The sequence below is a fragment of the Cytobacillus gottheilii genome, from assembly GCF_018582665.1.
GTDB classification, from domain to species: Bacteria; Bacillota; Bacilli; order Bacillales; family Cytobacillaceae; genus Cytobacillus; species Cytobacillus gottheilii.
The window spans coordinates 3,513,228-3,528,818 of sequence record NZ_CP071709.1 but is presented as its reverse complement, the minus strand read 5'-3'; the positions used below and the strand labels follow the sequence as shown (position 1 = coordinate 3,528,818).

Below are 15,591 nucleotides of genomic sequence, written 5' to 3'. Positions count from 1 at the left end.
GCAGTATTAAAAGGAGAGAATAGAAGAATGGACTGGCAGGAAAAACGTTACATGGTGAAAGTGTGCAGTATGTATTATCATGATGGACTCACACAAGCGGAAATCGCAAAAAAATTAGGTGTGTCCAGACCCGTTATTTCTAAATTGCTTCAAAAAGCGAAAGATGAGGGGATTGTGCGAGTATATATAATGGAAGAAAGTGTTCGCACGGTTGAATTAGAAAGAGAATTGGAAGATAAGTTCGAACTGGCTGATGCTGTTGTCATCCCGCATAATGGATTATCTGGTGAAATGGCCAGACGTGCTATTGGACAAGCTGCAGCACATTATATTTCACAAAATCTAAAAAATGTCGAAAATATTGGAATCTCTTGGGGAGAGACGCTGGCTCATTTCGTCAATGAATTTCCCTTCCTGAAAAAAGATGATATTACCGTTGTCCCATTAGAAGGCGGCATGGGGATTAAAAATGTAAACATACATGCCAATCAGCTTGCGAATGAACTTGCTAAAAAATTGCATGGCAATTGTACTTATCTATATGCACCTGCAATCGTCGAAAACGAAGAATTAAAGCAGCGATTAATGTCAACTCAAGATATACAAGCAGTATTGGAAATTGCCCGAAACGTGGATATCGCGATTGTTGGGATAGGGAATCCTTTCGAAGATTCAACACTAAGAAAAGTAGGATACATAGAAGAGCAGGATCTGCAGGAGTTAGAAAAGAAAGAAGTTGTTGGTGATATTGGTTTCCGCTTTTTTAATATCAGTGGTCAGTCTATCAACGACTCACTTACATCCAAAATTATTGGTGTGGAATTAGAAGAATTTAAAGAAATTAAAAAGGTCATTTGTATTGTAGAAGGAACCCATAAGGTAGATAGTCTGCTTGGAGCTCTTAAAGGCGGTTTTATTGATATCTTAATTACGGATGAAATGACAGCCGGTGCTTTAATGAATAAGGACAGTGCTGGATTGTAAATAGTATTTGAACTAAAAAATCGCCCAGAGGGAGGTACGTATGGATAAAAAAATGTTTATAGTTAAAAATGATGAAATTCAAAATGCTCTTCTCAATAGTACAAGACAATATTTAACAGGCAAGTTAGCACTTCCGCAAGAGTTAAATTACTTTGAAGATGAAAAATTAGAAATTGGCATTACATCCTACTCAGATGCATCTGCAGAAATGCCCCATTATCATACAAAAGCACATGAATATCAGTTTTTAGTCAGCGGTGTAACAGAGTATCTTGATCTGGATACAGGTGAAACCTACAGATTTGAACAAGGAGATTTTTACGTCACTCCTCCAGGAATTAAGTATGCGCAAAGATCACTGCCAGGTACAACCATATTTTTTATCAAGTCACCAGGCGGAAATGACAAAGTCTCGATAGAAGCAACACAAGAAGTAAGAGATTGGATGAATCAGCAAGTTAAATAAGCAGGTAAAAAAAGGGGCAAAATACATTTTGCTCCTTTTTATTTTTGAAATTATTCACACGTAATGCAGGTAATGCCCCACTTATTGGTGAGAGAGATGACTTGATTAAAACAAATGATTTAGCATATTCCTCGGCAGTCTGAAATTACTTAGACCCCATGAAAGAGGAATACCTGAATAAAAATAGAAATATAAAGCAAATACTTCTGATTTAGTACATGGAATGATAGCCGCAATTATGTAAGAAAGTGTAAGTGCTTCTTACGGAAGGAGGACCAAATGTTTTCAAACAAAATCATCTCATCGTTCAATGAAATGGAATGCTCGTTATACAAATATGTCATAACAAATGCTGAAAAGGTCACTTATATGAGAATAAGAGAATTGGCAGATGAAACACATGTATCAACTTCATCTATTTTGCGCTTCTGCAGAAAGCTGGATTGCGAGGGATTTTCAGAGTTTAAAGTGAAACTTAAGCTCTATATTGCGAAAAACCAGCCTGAAGAGTTAAAAAGCACTCAGCATGCCCTCTCAGAATTTGTTGAGCGGACGTTAAAAGGCAGCTTTGAGTCTTATATAGAAGAGACAGCTTCCTTTATTTCAAAAGCAGAAAGTGTGATTTTTTTAGGTATTGGCAGCTCAGGAATTATGGCGGAATATGGGTCACGCTATTTGTCGAGTCTTGGGAAGTTCTCTCTTTATATTAAAGACCCTTTCTTTCCCATTCATTCAAAATACTCTAATGATAGTGTAACCATTGCCCTCAGTGTCTCAGGAGAAACAATGGAAATCATTGATTTGATTAAAAAATTAAAGGAAGAAGGCAGTACAATTGTGAGCATCACCAATCATAAAGATTGCACGATTGCGAGAATTTCAGATTTAAATATTTCCTATTATGTCACAGAAGAATACCGGAGCAAATCGAATATTACTACACAAATTCCAGTTGTCTATTTACTGGAAACGATCGCAAAGGAAATTTATAAACAGGCTAACAGTTAAGGAACATCCTGTTTCAATCTTGGAACAAGTAACAATGTATGATACAAAATACAAATTTTAAAATTTGTATTTACTCTGTAAATGAAAGCGTATACAATAATATATATAGAAAGAGGTGATTAAATGATCCATACAACTAAAAAATCTTTTCCAAGAGACTTTTTATGGGGATCTGCCTCGGCTGCATATCAAGTTGAGGGAGCATGGAGTGCGGATGGCAAAGGGCCTTCTGTCTGGGATATCTATACAAAGCTTGAAGGAACAACGTATGAGGGAACGAATGGTGACGTAGCGGTTGACCATTATCATCGCTACAAGGAAGATGTAGCATTAATGGCAGAAATGGGTTTAAAAGCTTACAGATTCTCTGTTTCCTGGAGCCGTATACATCCAAACGGGACAGGAGAAGTGAATGAAGCTGGTTTACAGTTTTATGATGATTTAATAAATGAACTGATTCAGCATGGGATTGAACCGATTTTAACGGTATATCATTGGGATGTTCCACAGGCACTTATGGATCGATATGGCGCATGGGAATCCAGAGAAATTATTGAAGACTTTAATGAGTACTGTATAACTCTATACAAAAGATTCGGCGACAGAGTGAAGTATTGGGTGACTCTGAATGAACAGAATGTCTTTATTGGGCTAGGATATCGTACAGGACTTCATCCGCCAGGAGTCAGGGATAATAAAAGAATGTATGAAGCAAATCATATTGCAAATCTTGCTAATGCGAAAGCGATTCAATCTTTTCGAAGGTATGTACCTGACGGAAAAGTAGGTCCGAGTTTTGCATTTGGTCCAACATATCCATACTCATGTCATCCAGATCATATTCTTGCCTATGAAAATGCGGAAGATCTGAACAATCACTGGTGGCTGGACATCTATTGCTGGGGAACATATCCAAAGGTCAGTCTGAATTATTTGCAGGATATTGGTGAAGCACCGACGATCTTAGATGGAGATATGGAGCTTCTTGCTTATGGACGCCCGGATTTTATTGGTGTGAATTATTATCGTTCAGGCACTGTGGAAATGAATCCTTTAGACGGCATTGGCATTGGGGCGATGAATACGACAGGAAAAAAAGGCACTTCAGAAGAAAGCGGAGTACCCGGGTTATATAAATCAAAAAGAAATCCGCATCTTGAAGCAACTAACTGGGATTGGGAAATTGATCCTGAAGGATTGCGAATTGGTCTTAGAAGGCTGACAAGCCGGTATGGATTGCCGATTTTAATTACCGAAAACGGTCTCGGTGAGTATGACACGCTGTTAGAAGGAGAGTATGTGTTAGATGACTATCGGATCGACTATATAAAGGCACATGTAGAAGCCTGCCAAAATGCGATTAGCGATGGTGTGGACCTGCTTGGTTATTGTACTTGGTCTTTTACAGATATTTTAAGCTGGCTGAATGGTTATAAAAAACGCTATGGGTTTGTGTATGTGAACCGGGATGAACATAGTGAAAAAGATCTTCGCCGGATTAAGAAGAAAAGCTTTTATTGGTATAAACAAGTCATAGAGACGAACGGGAATAACTTACAGAATATTCCGTCAAAGATATTAAAGGAGGAGCATCAATGAAAAAAATATTATTAGTTTGTGCAGCTGGAATGTCCACCAGCCTGCTGGTTAACAAAATGAATGAAGCAGCCAGCGGCAAAGGTGTTGAAATAGATATAGTTGCTCTGCCTGTATCTGAATGTGAAAAAGCAGCCGCAGAAGTAGATGTTGTCCTGCTTGGACCTCAGGTCAGGTATCAGAAATCTCAGGTGGACACAATGGTAGGAGGGAGGGTGCCGGTAGAAGTAATCGATATGAGAGCTTATGGAACCATGAATGGAGGAGCAGTACTTGAAAGAGCTTTGGAGCTGATAGATGGAAAATAAAAAAAGAATATAGGGGGTAAATCATGGGATTCATGGATCGCTTTGAACGTGTAATGGAAAAGGCGCTTGTGCCAGTAGCAGCAAAGCTGAATTCTCAGCGTCATATTGTCGCCATTCGGGATGCGTTTATATTGGCATTTCCGATCACGCTTGCTGGATCATTAATTGTTCTATTAAACTTTGCGGTGCTTGCACCAGATGGCTTTATTGCTAAGATGCTATTTTTGCATAAATTATTTCCTAATCTGGCAGATTTTCAGCAGGTTTTTGCACCTGTCTTAAATGGTTCAACTAGTATTCTATCTATTTTCATCGTCTTTCTGATAGCGAGGAATATAGCCATTGCTTTAAAGGCCGATGATTTGTTGTGTGGACTGACGGCTTTATCTGTATTTTTTATCGTATATCCTGAATATATCATTGTTGATGGTGCAAGCCTGCTATCTACCCAATGGGTGGGTGCTCAAGGATTATTTGTGGCGATGCTGATTGGTTTGCTCGTAGGAGAAGTTTTCAGTAAGCTGTCAAAAGCAAAGAGGCTGCAGATTAAAATGCCTGCATCTGTGCCTCCTGCCATTTCAAGAACATTTCTAGTACTTTTCCCGATTGTAATCATTACGATTCTTTTCTCAATTGGTAACGCTATCATCTTAGCGATTTTCCCAGATGGCATTCATGAATTAATTTACACATTAATTCAAACGCCTTTAAAAGATTTAGGCACCAATATTGTTTCTTTGGTCATCTTAGCAATTGTTTCTAACTTGCTTTGGGTATTTGGTATTCATGGACCAAATACGATTGCAGCTATACGTGAGGGCATGTTTGCAGAAGCTGGTCTTGAAAATTTAGAGTTTGTTGCAGCAAATGGAACAGCATGGGGAGCACCGTATCCTGTTACTTGGGCCATTAATGATGCATTTGCCAACTACGGCGGATCTGGAATGACGCTAGGATTGATTATCGCCATCTTTATTGCCTCAAGAAGGAAAGACTATCGGGATATCGGAAAGCTTTCCATCGCGCCGGGTCTCTTTAATATTAATGAACCGATCATTTTCGGATTGCCGGTTGTGTTAAATCCAATCTTAATTGTGCCATTTATTCTTGTACCTGCGATTAATATCATCATCGGATATATAGCGATTACGACAGAGCTCATACCGCCAATCGCGTATTCGGTTCCATGGACCACTCCAGGACCGCTGATCGCCTTCTTTGGCACAGGCGGAAACTGGCTAGCGTTAATTATAGGGTTTGTGTGCTTAGCGATTTCTACACTCATTTACCTGCCATTTGTTATTGCGGCAAATAAAGCAGCAAATGCTCAGAAGTCAGTAGAAACAGATTCTAAAAATGTATCAATGTAATTTTCTTTAAAAGTTGGTGCTCCCGCCATGAACAGATGGCGGGAGCATTAAGGATATGTATTGGAAGGAGAGAACGATGGAAACTTATCACGCGCAGATGAACTGTGGACAAATCTCATATATTTGTGATTTTTTTCAAGATTACCAGGATGATCATGTGAAAACCGATCTGCAATCCTCTAATAGGGTCCAAGCGGTTTTTTCTGTTTCAACTGAACTAGAGAAAGACGACGCAGAAAGACATTTAAAACAAGTATTCAAAGAATCAAAGTTTGGACCAGGTCTTTATTATTCCATCAAGGTGCTGTAGAAGGAGTGGTAGGTTTGTATGCAGCTTTTGATATAGGCGGTACAGAAGTGAAGTATGCAATGCTTTCGATGGATGGAGATTTTCTTCATAGAGGAAGCTTCCTAACAGAAAGAGACAATGGACAATTGATTTTAAATCAGATGCTGGATGTAATATCACAGTATAAGGAATTAACAGGAATAGCCATTAGTGCACCCGGATTTGTGAATGCTTACACAGGCTTTATCGAAAAAGGCGGAGCCATAACAGATTTTGATGGTTTTAATATGAAGGACTATTTAGAAGAAAAAACGGGATTACCTGTCACCGTTGAAAATGATGTCAATTGTGTGGCGCTCGCAGAGAAATGGCAGGGAAAAGCAAAAAAGCTCGAACATTTTCTTTGTTTGACGATCGGCACTGGAATCGGCGGTGCAATGGTCCTTGATAATAAACTATATCGAGGAGCATCGTTTGCAGCTGGAGAGTTTGGCTACATGATTACACATGGCTTGCAGGGAAGCTCAATCGATAAAAGCACATTAAGTTCAACAGCTTCTGTGTATGGCCTGCGAAAAAGGTACGCAGATATAAAAGGGATTTCAATGAAGGATATAACAGGGGTAGAGATTTTTGAAGCAGCAGATCAAGGTGACGAAGATGCGATCAGTGAGATTGAATCCTTCTATGACCATTTATCAACGGGGCTTTACAATTTATATTTTATGTTTAATCCAGAAAAGATTTTAATCGGCGGAGGGATCAGTTCCCGCACAGAGTTATTAGAAGAAGTCCGCCAAAGAGTATATAAACTGAATGATTATATCGATGGAGACATCATAGATATTTGTCATTTTAAAAATGAAGCTGGATTAATCGGTGCTTTGTACCACCATCTAGAACAATATAAAACTGAAAAAAAGGATGAGACTGTATGGAAGGGTTAGAAGCTGCAGCATTTCAGATTATCAGTAATGTGGGAACAGCAAAAAGTCTTATTATGGAAGCGCTTTTTGCTGCACGGGCAGGAAATTACCAGGAAGCAGAGGAGAAATTAACAGAATCAAAGCAATATATGAATGAAGGGCATCACGCTCATATGGACCTGATTCAACAGGAGGCATCCGGAGAAAAGCTGCCATTTTCGCTGCTGCTGATGCACGCAGAGGACCAAATGATGAGTGCAGAAACGATCAGGGATTTAGTTTCAGAAATGATTCTTATGTATAAGGAAATGCGAAGCTAAGGAGGAATTATCTTGAAAAATGGAATTAAAATTGTAACAATTGGCGGAGGTTCAAGCTACACACCGGAGCTTATCGAAGGTTTTATTAAAAGATATGATGAACTGCCAGTAAGAGAATTGTGGCTTGTTGATATTGAAAAGGGAAAAGAGAAACTGAATATAGTTGGAAACTTAGCAAAAAGAATGGTGGAAAAAGCCGGTCTGCCCATCGACATTCATCTTACATTAGATCGCCGTGAAGCTTTGAAGGATGCAGACTTTGTCACAACTCAATTTAGAGTAGGGCTGCTCGAGGCTAGAGCAAAAGACGAGCGCATTCCTCTTAAGTATGATGTCATCGGACAGGAAACCAATGGTCCTGGCGGCTTATTTAAAGGGCTGCGCACGATTCCAGTCGTGTTAGATATTTGCCGCGATATGGAAGAACTTTGTCCAGACGCCTGGCTTGTCAACTTTACTAATCCTGCGGGAATGGTGACAGAAGCAGTTCTTCGTTATAGCAATATTAAGAGAGTAGTAGGGCTGTGTAATGTCCCAATTGGAATGAGAATGGGCATAGCAAAAGCTCTTGGAGTTGAGCCAGAGCGAGTTCAAGTAGACTTTGCAGGTTTGAATCATATGGTGTTTGGGCTGGATGTTTATGTCGATGGAAAAAGCGTACTAGATGAAGTCATCGCTGCCCTCGGCAACCCGGAGAATGAGATGACGATGAAAAACATTGCCGGCTTTGCATGGGATGCCGATTTTATTAAAGGTATGGGTGTCATTCCATGCGGCTACCACCGTTATTACTACAAAACCGATGAAATGCTTCAGGAAGAAAAGGAAGCATCAATTGAAAAAGGAACGAGAGCAGAAGTTGTTCAAAAGCTTGAAGCTGAGCTGTTTGAGCTCTATAAAAATCCAGATCTGGCCATCAAACCTCCTCAGCTGGAAAAGCGAGGCGGAGCATACTACAGTGATGCGGCCTGCAGCCTCATTAACTCAATCTATAATGATAAACGCGATATTCAGCCAGTTAACACACGGAATAATGGGGCCATTGCCAGCATTCCAGATGATTCTGCAATTGAAATCAACTGTGTCATTACGAAAGAGGGGCCAAAACCGATTGGAATTGGTGATCTGCCTGTGCCAGTCCGTGGACTTGTACAGCAGATTAAATCGTTTGAAAGAGTTGCTGCAGAAGCGGCTGTTACAGGAAATTACCATACAGCTTTAGTAGCAATGACCATCAATCCACTAGTGCCTTCAGATACGATAGCAAAGAAAATCCTGGATGAAATGCTCGAAGCGCATAAAGAAGACTTGCCTCAGTTTTTTTCGGAGATTAAATCATAATATTGTTTTGGCAAGAGCTTGAAGCAAAGTATGGAGATGCTTGCTTCAGGCTTTTTTGTATTTTTTATTTAAATGCTTGCTGAGAGGATTGAAATTAGAAAGTTTTTCAAGTGCTAGTTTATTTTTTGGTGAAGTAGTATTTTTAGTAGATTGTTTTAGTCCTGCTAGTCCGATAACTGGGGGGATTTGTGGGATTTGTGGGTTAATGGGACTCTGTAATCCGAGATAGGGAATTTTATATCGTGTTTTTGGGTTAAATGTGACTTGTTAGTCCAGTATATGGAAAACAGAGTCGTGATTCCGAGCTAAACGAGACACGTGAGTCCAGTATATGGAAAATGGAGTCGTGATTACGGGGTAAACGAGACACACTAGTCCAGTATATGGAAAACAGAGTCGTGATTACTGGGTTAAACGAGACACACTAGTCCAGTATATGGAAAACAGAGTCGTAATTACGGGTTAAACGAGACACAGTAGTCCAGTATATGGAAAAAGGTGTCGTAATTACGGGTTAACGCGACACACTAGTCCAGTATATGGAAAACAGAGTCGTGATTAAGAGTTAAACGAGACACACTAGTCCAGTATATGGAAAACAGAGTCGTGATTCCGGGTTAAACGCGACACACTAGTCCAGTATATGGAAAACAGAGTCGTGATTAAGAGTTAAACAAGACACGATAGTCCAGTATATGGAAAAAGGTGTCGTAATTACGGCTACGAGCAACCAATCCCCTCATCTTATCGCGAAAACAACCGGCTACTTCATTGTGCCTCATCTATCATATTAAAACCTCGCAATGCTGATCTATTCAAACATTTACCACCGAACAAGATGCTTTGAGTCAATGTTTATAAAACGGTCATGCTTACTTCCTTTTTCTTGTAAAATTCCGAAAATAATGTAAGTAATAAAACCTATTGCAATACATATAAAAAAGACATAGAATTACTTTGGAATTCGAAATAAAGTACGGTTTTTATGAACTTTTAAAATATATAAGGGAGGTTGCGTATGCCTCGTGTAGTATGGCTTTTGGTAATTGGTATGGCTGTGAATGTAACAGGTTCTAGTTTTTTATGGCCCCTTAATACGATCTATATTCATGATCATTTAGGAAAATCCTTATCGGTCGCTGGAATAGTGCTCATGCTGAATGCGGGAGCAAGTGTTGTCGGCAATCTGATCGGCGGTACGCTCTTTGATAAGATTGGCGGTTTTAAGTCTGTACTCCTCGGAATCGCCATAACCGTCTCAGCGTTAATGGGTCTGTCTTTATGGAATGACTTTTTGCCTTATGTAATCTTCTTAACCATTGTTGGTTTCGGTTCAGGTATTGTGTTTCCATCCATGTATGCAATGGCCGGTTCTGCCTGGAAGGAAGGCGGAAGGAAAGCATTTAATGCCATTTATGTAGCGCAAAACTTAGGTGTTGCGATTGGATCTGCCTTGGGCGGAATTGTAGCATCCTTTTCATTTGATTTAATATTTGCGGCAAATACGTTAATGTATATTATTTTCTTATGTATTGCTGTGTTCGGCTATAGAGGAATCAGTGCTTCTGCCAGCAGTCAGACATCCGTGATTGCTGAGAGCGGAGCAGTTAAAAGTCATACAAAATTATATGCTCTTTTAACCTTATGTATTGGCTATTTACTGTGCTGGGTTGGATATGTACAATGGCAATCCACTATTTCTGCCTATACACAAGAGCTCAATATATCGTTAAGTCACTATAGTTTATTATGGACAGTAAATGGTGCGCTGATTGTATTGGGACAGCCGATTGTAAATCAATTGGTTAAGCGGATCAGTTCATTAAAGCTTCAGATTAATATTGGTATTGTGATCTTTATTGTGTCATTTGGTGTTGCTGCAGGTGCTCAGGAATTTTCAGCATTTATGGCAGCCATGGTGATTTTAACAATTGGTGAAATGCTGATTTGGCCGGCAGTTCCTACCATTGCTAATTCTCTTGCTCCTAAAGGCAGAGAAGGTTTTTATCAAGGAATTGTCAACAGCACCGCAACTGGCGGACGCATGATCGGACCACTTCTTGGAGGTTTACTAGTCGACTTCTACGGTATTTCAATGTTATTTATGTTATTAATTGTGCTTCTGGTCGTATCCATTTTTACAACGCTTATTTATGACCGGAAACTGAAGGAAAATAAACAGCTTGCACATGCATCATAAATTTAAAAAAGGACGCTGAATGAATTTTCATTTCACGTCCTTTTTTTACATTATAGGGTTAAGAAAGATCAGCTAGGCGGCTGTCATCTTCTATATAAATCGTATGACGGAAGAAGCTTTTCAAAAGGATCCACCGTGCTGGATACATGCTGATGAAGGACTGCATGGCTTCATATGAATGAATTAGTAAATAATCTACAAGCTGTCTTGTTTCTTTAATATCATAAAAAAGCGCATGGGGAATAGTGTAATAAGGATTAAGCTGATAAGGATTTAATGTTTTTTCTTTTAAATGTTGTGTTTTCATATAATTTGTTAGGCAATTTATTTGTAATTGTTTGCTTTCTGCCTTTGATAAACCTTGTAAACTTAGATTTTCATTGACTAGCATGATCGCATTCATTTAGAATCACATCCTCACTATATGTTTGGCCTAAAATTCCGCATGATATACGTTTGTGAGGTGGTGGAACAGTGTTTTTATCACCTTAGAATACGATTCAGCCAAAAAACTTTATTCAAGGTTGTGATCACAATGACTAGAGCACCTTTTGCTGAAAGTATTAGCCAGACTGGATCGCGGAAATCATCTGCAGTAGATAAAATAAGCGGAGGTTTTCCGCTTATTAGCAATTTGGAGCTTTTTTAGGAGAAAATAAGGGGAGTTTTTCCGGTTATGTACAGATAAATCGGTCATTTTCATGTGTTTTGAAGGAATAGTCGGAATTTCTCCCTCTATTTTAGCTGTTTTTCGAGCAATATCTTAAATAAAGGGAATTTCTCCGCTTATGGCGAACTCGACTATCTGCATCTAATCAACCATTACGGCTTTCGGTAATCCCCCTTGTTGGCTATGCTTCTAAATTCCACGCCATCTCACAGTCACACCATTAATCAGCACTGCATATCCTATGTACTATATTTCTTCTGGAAAAGCCCGCTTGCATCCTGGCGGGAAATAAATTACAATGTCAATATATTTATATTGAACTGCTATGATGAGGAATAGTAATGATCGCATGCCTTGACCTATAGAGAGCTGACGGGTGGTGAAAGTCAGCCAGGCACATCATGAACTCGCCTTTTGAGCAGCAAGCATGAACCTTCAGTAATGCTTGCCGTATTCCGCGTTAAGGATGAATGAAGCGGGTGACTTTGTCACTAATGTGGGTGGTACCGCGGGAGTAATAATACATATATCTCTCGTCCCTTATTTTTAAGGGACGGGAGTTTTTTATTTTTGCTGTTTTTCAACAGCTAGATGGAGCGGAGATGTTAAGGTGAGTGAGATCCACAGGCACTCGCCAAGGAAGCTCACAACCCGCCCCGAGGAAAGCGAGTACCTTGAAGCGGAAATAACTATTTTTTGTTCTTTATAGTTAGCAGTTATTATGATTTAGGAGGAAACAGACATGAACTTCAATCATCAGGAGATTGAAAAAAAGTGGCAGCAATTTTGGGAAGAAAATAAAACATTCAAAACAAGCGAAGAAGAAGGCAAGCGTAAATTTTATGCGTTGGATATGTTCCCATATCCATCAGGCGCCGGCTTGCATGTTGGGCATCCAGAAGGATACACAGCTACAGATATCCTTTCTCGTATGAAAAGAATGCAAGGCTACAATGTCCTGCACCCAATGGGCTGGGACGCATTTGGATTGCCAGCAGAGCAATATGCGATTGATACAGGAAATGATCCTGCAGAATTCACCGAAAAAAACATCAATACATTCCGCCGTCAAATTAAAGCACTGGGCTTTTCTTATGACTGGGATCGCGAAATTAATACAACAGATCCAGACTATTATAAATGGACACAATGGATTTTTATCAAGCTCTATGAAAAAGGCTTAGCTTATATCGATGAAGTGGCGGTAAACTGGTGTCCAGCACTAGGAACTGTTTTAGCAAATGAAGAAGTAATTGATGGAAAAAGTGAGCGTGGCGGGCATCCTGTAGAACGCAGACCGATGCGCCAATGGGTATTGAAAATTACGGAGTATGCTGATCGTCTTCTTGACGATTTAGATGATCTTGATTGGCCTGAAAGTCTAAAAGATATGCAGCGCAATTGGATTGGCCGTTCTGAAGGTGCTGAGGTGACTTTCAGCATTGATGGTCATGACGATACATTTACTGTGTTTACAACACGCCCTGATACACTATTTGGTGCAACATATGCCGTTTTAGCACCTGAACATGCGTTAGTTGATTCAATTACAACAGAAGCTCAAAAAGCTGAAGTTCAGGCATATATCGAGAAAATTAAATCGAAGAGCGATCTTGAGCGTACGGATTTAGCGAAAGAAAAAACAGGTGTCTTTACTGGTGCTTATGCGATTAACCCGGCAAGCGGCGAAAAAATGCCAATTTGGATCGCAGATTATGTTCTTGTCAGCTACGGAACTGGTGCGATCATGGCAGTACCTGCACATGATGAGCGTGATTATGAATTCGCACAAGCGTTTGAATTGCCGATTGTAGAAGTTGTGGCAGGCGGAGATGTCAGCAAGGAAGCATATACTGGCGATGGCGAGCATGTGAACTCTGATTTCCTAAATGGTCTTAACAAAGAAGAAGCGATTACTAAAATGATTGCATGGCTTGAAGAGAAAGAGATTGGCACGAAGAAAATTACTTACCGCTTGCGTGATTGGCTATTCAGCCGCCAGCGCTACTGGGGTGAGCCAATTCCAATTATCCATTGGGAAGATGGCACAATGACAGCTGTACCGGAAGAAGAGCTTCCGCTTATTCTGCCTAAAACAACAGAAATCAAGCCGTCAGGAACAGGTGAATCACCGCTTGCTAATATTGAAGACTGGTTAAATGTTGAGGATCCGGCAACAGGCAAAAAAGGCAGACGTGAAACAAATACAATGCCGCAATGGGCAGGCAGCAGCTGGTACTACCTTCGTTATATCGATCCGAAAAATAGCGAAAAAATTGCTGATCCTGAAAAAATTAAAAAATGGCTTCCAGTTGATATTTATATCGGCGGTGTGGAGCATGCCGTTCTTCACTTGCTATATGCAAGATTCTGGCACAAGGTGCTATATGATATTGGAGTAGTGCATACAAAAGAGCCGTTCCAAAAACTATTCAACCAAGGAATGATTCTTGGCGATAATAACGAAAAAATGAGTAAATCAAAAGGAAATGTTGTTAATCCGGATGATATCATTTCAAGTCATGGAGCAGATACACTGCGTCTATACGAAATGTTTATGGGACCGCTGGAAGCTTCAATTGCCTGGTCAACAAATGGTCTTGATGGAGCAAGAAGATTCCTTGACCGTATCTGGCGCCTATTTATTGAGGAGAATGGTCAGCTATCCTCCCGTATTAAAGGGAATGAAGAAGGCGGAGAGCTTGAAAAGGTATACCATCAGACTGTTAAAAAGGTAACTGAGGACTTTGAAGGGCTGCGTTTTAATACAGCGATCTCTCAAATGATGGTCTTCATCAATGATGCATACAAAGCAGAAAATCTGCCAGTAGGCTATGCAGAGGGCTTTGTTAAAATGCTTTCTCCAATTGCTCCACATATTGCAGAAGAACTTTGGGCGAAGCTAGGTCATAGCGGTACGGTTACGTATGAGTCTTGGCCAGCATTTGATGAAGCGAAACTGACAGACGATGAAGTTGAAATCGTTGTACAAGTGAATGGAAAAGTAAAAGCAAAGCTAATGGTTCCAGCAGATGCACAAAAAGACATCCTTGAGCAAATAGCAATGGATGATGACAAGGTCAAAGAGCAAATTGAAGGAAAAACGGTTAGAAAAGTGATTGCTGTACCTGGAAAATTAGTTAATATCGTTGCAAATTAATAAAAAACATTCCCTGATTGCTTTTTCAGGGAATGTTTTTTACACTATCAGTATTATAAATGAGCAGCAAGGATAAATTTCGGCGCTGTGGCTCATTTAGGAATGTAGTATAAGTGCAACTAAGCCTCTGGCTGTGCCTTGCAGGCTTGCCAGTCGGCAAGTTTTCTTTACTATAGGAATAGTGAAATCGGCAATAGAAAGGATGTATGTGAAATGATTCCAGAAATAACAACAGAAGAATTAGAACAAAAGCTTAAAGCTGGTGAAAAGCTTGAATTGATTGATGTGCGTGAGGATGAAGAGGTTGCCGGGGGAATAATTCCTGGCGCAAAACATATTCGTATGGGGACAATTCCTGAAAATCTTGATCAGTTTGACAAAGAAAAGGAATATATCTTTATCTGCCGTTCTGGCGGACGAAGCGCTAATGTCTGTCATTACCTGCAGGACCAAGGCTATAAGGTCGTCAACATGAAAGGCGGCATGCTTGACTGGAGCGGCGAAACTGAATAAATAGCATAAGCACCCAAACTGACTTGGGTGCTTTGTTTATGTCTAGCTCCAAGCCGCTAGGGACCTCATGGTCTAGCCAATCCAGCCAAAAGCTAGTAATTGCAAGTTAGATAGGAAATGTTAAATATAAATCATCTTGATTTCTTGGAATGTGATATTCGTTAAACAATAGAATACTATGTTTGAATTTTGACCATAATGAGGAAAAAAGGCAAATGAGGGAGAGGTCAAATGATTAAAGTAAAACTATTTGATCATGAACATGAAAAGGATTTAGAGGTTGAAATGAATAAGTTCTTAGAGAAGATGGATGAAAAAAAGCTGCTCGATATAAAGTATAATGTGGCGGCTGTTCAAGAGGAAGATGATGAACAAATCTATTGTTTTTCAGCAATGGTTATTTATAAGGCCTAATGAATTATTCATTAGGCCATTTATGC

At 39.8% G+C, this 15,591-nt stretch carries 15 protein-coding genes and 1 other annotated feature; of the genes, 14 read left to right on the top strand and 1 reads right to left on the bottom strand.

The features are described 5' to 3' along the window. Nucleotides 1-27: 27 nt before the first annotated feature. The 11 genes from J1899_RS17375 (at nt 28) to J1899_RS17325 (ending at nt 10,808) form a co-directional block, all read left to right on the top strand. Nucleotides 28-984 carry a sugar-binding transcriptional regulator gene (locus tag J1899_RS17375; RefSeq protein ID WP_066442934.1) on the top strand — a complete coding sequence of 319 codons (957 nt, stop codon included), beginning with the start codon at nt 28-30 and terminating at the stop codon, nt 982-984. A gap of 40 nt (nt 985-1,024) precedes the next feature. Further along, nucleotides 1,025-1,450 carry a cupin domain-containing protein gene (locus J1899_RS17370; protein ID WP_066442935.1) on the top strand — a complete coding sequence of 142 codons (426 nt, stop codon included), beginning with the start codon at nt 1,025-1,027 and terminating at the stop codon, nt 1,448-1,450. A 279-nt stretch (nt 1,451-1,729) separates the two neighbouring features. Next, nucleotides 1,730-2,458 carry a MurR/RpiR family transcriptional regulator gene (locus J1899_RS17365; RefSeq protein WP_066442936.1) on the top strand — a complete coding sequence of 243 codons (729 nt, stop codon included), beginning with the start codon at nt 1,730-1,732 and terminating at the stop codon, nt 2,456-2,458. 123 nt (nt 2,459-2,581) lie between these two features. After that, complete coding sequence (locus tag J1899_RS17360) at nt 2,582-4,057, top strand: glycoside hydrolase family 1 protein (RefSeq protein ID WP_214475484.1); 1,476 nt, start codon at nt 2,582-2,584, stop codon at nt 4,055-4,057. Beyond that, entirely contained in the window at nt 4,054-4,362 is a 309-nt protein-coding gene (locus J1899_RS17355; RefSeq protein WP_066442938.1) for a PTS sugar transporter subunit IIB, read from the top strand. The genes J1899_RS17360 and J1899_RS17355 overlap by 4 nt, the downstream gene beginning before the upstream one ends. A 23-nt stretch (nt 4,363-4,385) precedes the next feature. Beyond that, a complete protein-coding gene (locus tag J1899_RS17350; RefSeq protein ID WP_066442939.1) occupies nt 4,386-5,732 on the top strand; it encodes a PTS sugar transporter subunit IIC in 1,347 nt (448 codons plus the stop codon). A 76-nt stretch (nt 5,733-5,808) separates the two neighbouring features. After that, nucleotides 5,809-6,042, top strand: a complete 234-nt coding sequence (locus J1899_RS17345) for a hypothetical protein (protein WP_214475482.1) — start codon at nt 5,809-5,811, stop codon at nt 6,040-6,042. 14 nt (nt 6,043-6,056) lie between these two features. Further along, nucleotides 6,057-6,968, top strand: coding sequence for an ROK family protein (locus tag J1899_RS17340; RefSeq protein WP_214475480.1), 912 nt, complete (start codon nt 6,057-6,059; stop codon nt 6,966-6,968). Continuing rightward, complete coding sequence (locus tag J1899_RS17335; RefSeq protein ID WP_066442941.1) at nt 6,956-7,267, top strand: PTS sugar transporter subunit IIA; 312 nt, start codon at nt 6,956-6,958, stop codon at nt 7,265-7,267. The genes J1899_RS17340 and J1899_RS17335 overlap by 13 nt, the downstream gene beginning before the upstream one ends. Nucleotides 7,268-7,279: 12 nt before the next feature. Beyond that, nucleotides 7,280-8,608 (top strand): 6-phospho-beta-glucosidase, encoded by a 1,329-nt coding sequence (locus J1899_RS17330; protein WP_214475478.1) that lies wholly within the window; start codon nt 7,280-7,282, stop codon nt 8,606-8,608. A 1,018-nt stretch (nt 8,609-9,626) separates the two neighbouring features. Next, the gene (locus J1899_RS17325; protein WP_214475477.1) at nt 9,627-10,808 is read left to right on the top strand and encodes an MDR family MFS transporter; all 1,182 of its coding nucleotides are present in this window, start codon (nt 9,627-9,629) and stop codon (nt 10,806-10,808) included. A gap of 58 nt (nt 10,809-10,866) precedes the next feature. Here J1899_RS17325 and J1899_RS17320 read toward each other — a convergent pair whose 3' ends face one another. Continuing rightward, a complete protein-coding gene (locus tag J1899_RS17320; RefSeq protein ID WP_214475474.1) occupies nt 10,867-11,211 on the bottom strand; it encodes a hypothetical protein in 345 nt (114 codons plus the stop codon). Between the two features lie 583 nt (nt 11,212-11,794). Further along, nucleotides 11,795-12,022: a binding site (T-box leader), on the top strand. Between the two features lie 198 nt (nt 12,023-12,220). On the opposite strand from J1899_RS17320, the gene leuS reads away from it, so the two are divergent. The 3 genes from leuS (at nt 12,221) to J1899_RS17305 (ending at nt 15,565) form a co-directional block, all read left to right on the top strand. Further along, nucleotides 12,221-14,638, top strand: a complete 2,418-nt coding sequence (gene leuS, locus J1899_RS17315; protein WP_214475472.1) for a leucine--tRNA ligase — start codon at nt 12,221-12,223, stop codon at nt 14,636-14,638. A gap of 213 nt (nt 14,639-14,851) precedes the next feature. After that, on the top strand, nt 14,852-15,151 hold the full coding sequence (locus tag J1899_RS17310) for a rhodanese-like domain-containing protein (RefSeq protein ID WP_214475470.1): 300 nt from the start codon (nt 14,852-14,854) through the stop codon (nt 15,149-15,151). Between the two features lie 231 nt (nt 15,152-15,382). Next, a complete protein-coding gene (locus J1899_RS17305; protein ID WP_066442947.1) occupies nt 15,383-15,565 on the top strand; it encodes a sporulation protein Cse60 in 183 nt (60 codons plus the stop codon). Nucleotides 15,566-15,591 lie beyond the last annotated feature (26 nt).

Coding starts and splice junctions, on each gene's coding strand:
- J1899_RS17375 (WP_066442934.1), top strand. CDS start 28: ATGGACTGGCAGGAAAAACGTTACATGGTGAAAGTGTGCAGTATGTAT.
- J1899_RS17370 (WP_066442935.1), top strand. CDS start 1,025: ATGGATAAAAAAATGTTTATAGTTAAAAATGATGAAATTCAAAATGCT.
- J1899_RS17365 (WP_066442936.1), top strand. CDS start 1,730: ATGTTTTCAAACAAAATCATCTCATCGTTCAATGAAATGGAATGCTCG.
- J1899_RS17360 (WP_214475484.1), top strand. CDS start 2,582: ATGATCCATACAACTAAAAAATCTTTTCCAAGAGACTTTTTATGGGGA.
- J1899_RS17355 (WP_066442938.1), top strand. CDS start 4,054: ATGAAAAAAATATTATTAGTTTGTGCAGCTGGAATGTCCACCAGCCTG.
- J1899_RS17350 (WP_066442939.1), top strand. CDS start 4,386: ATGGGATTCATGGATCGCTTTGAACGTGTAATGGAAAAGGCGCTTGTG.
- J1899_RS17345 (WP_214475482.1), top strand. CDS start 5,809: ATGGAAACTTATCACGCGCAGATGAACTGTGGACAAATCTCATATATT.
- J1899_RS17335 (WP_066442941.1), top strand. CDS start 6,956: ATGGAAGGGTTAGAAGCTGCAGCATTTCAGATTATCAGTAATGTGGGA.
- J1899_RS17325 (WP_214475477.1), top strand. CDS start 9,627: ATGCCTCGTGTAGTATGGCTTTTGGTAATTGGTATGGCTGTGAATGTA.
- J1899_RS17320 (WP_214475474.1), bottom strand. CDS start 11,211: ATGAATGCGATCATGCTAGTCAATGAAAATCTAAGTTTACAAGGTTTA.
- leuS (WP_214475472.1), top strand. CDS start 12,221: ATGAACTTCAATCATCAGGAGATTGAAAAAAAGTGGCAGCAATTTTGG.
- J1899_RS17310 (WP_214475470.1), top strand. CDS start 14,852: ATGATTCCAGAAATAACAACAGAAGAATTAGAACAAAAGCTTAAAGCT.
- J1899_RS17305 (WP_066442947.1), top strand. CDS start 15,383: ATGATTAAAGTAAAACTATTTGATCATGAACATGAAAAGGATTTAGAG.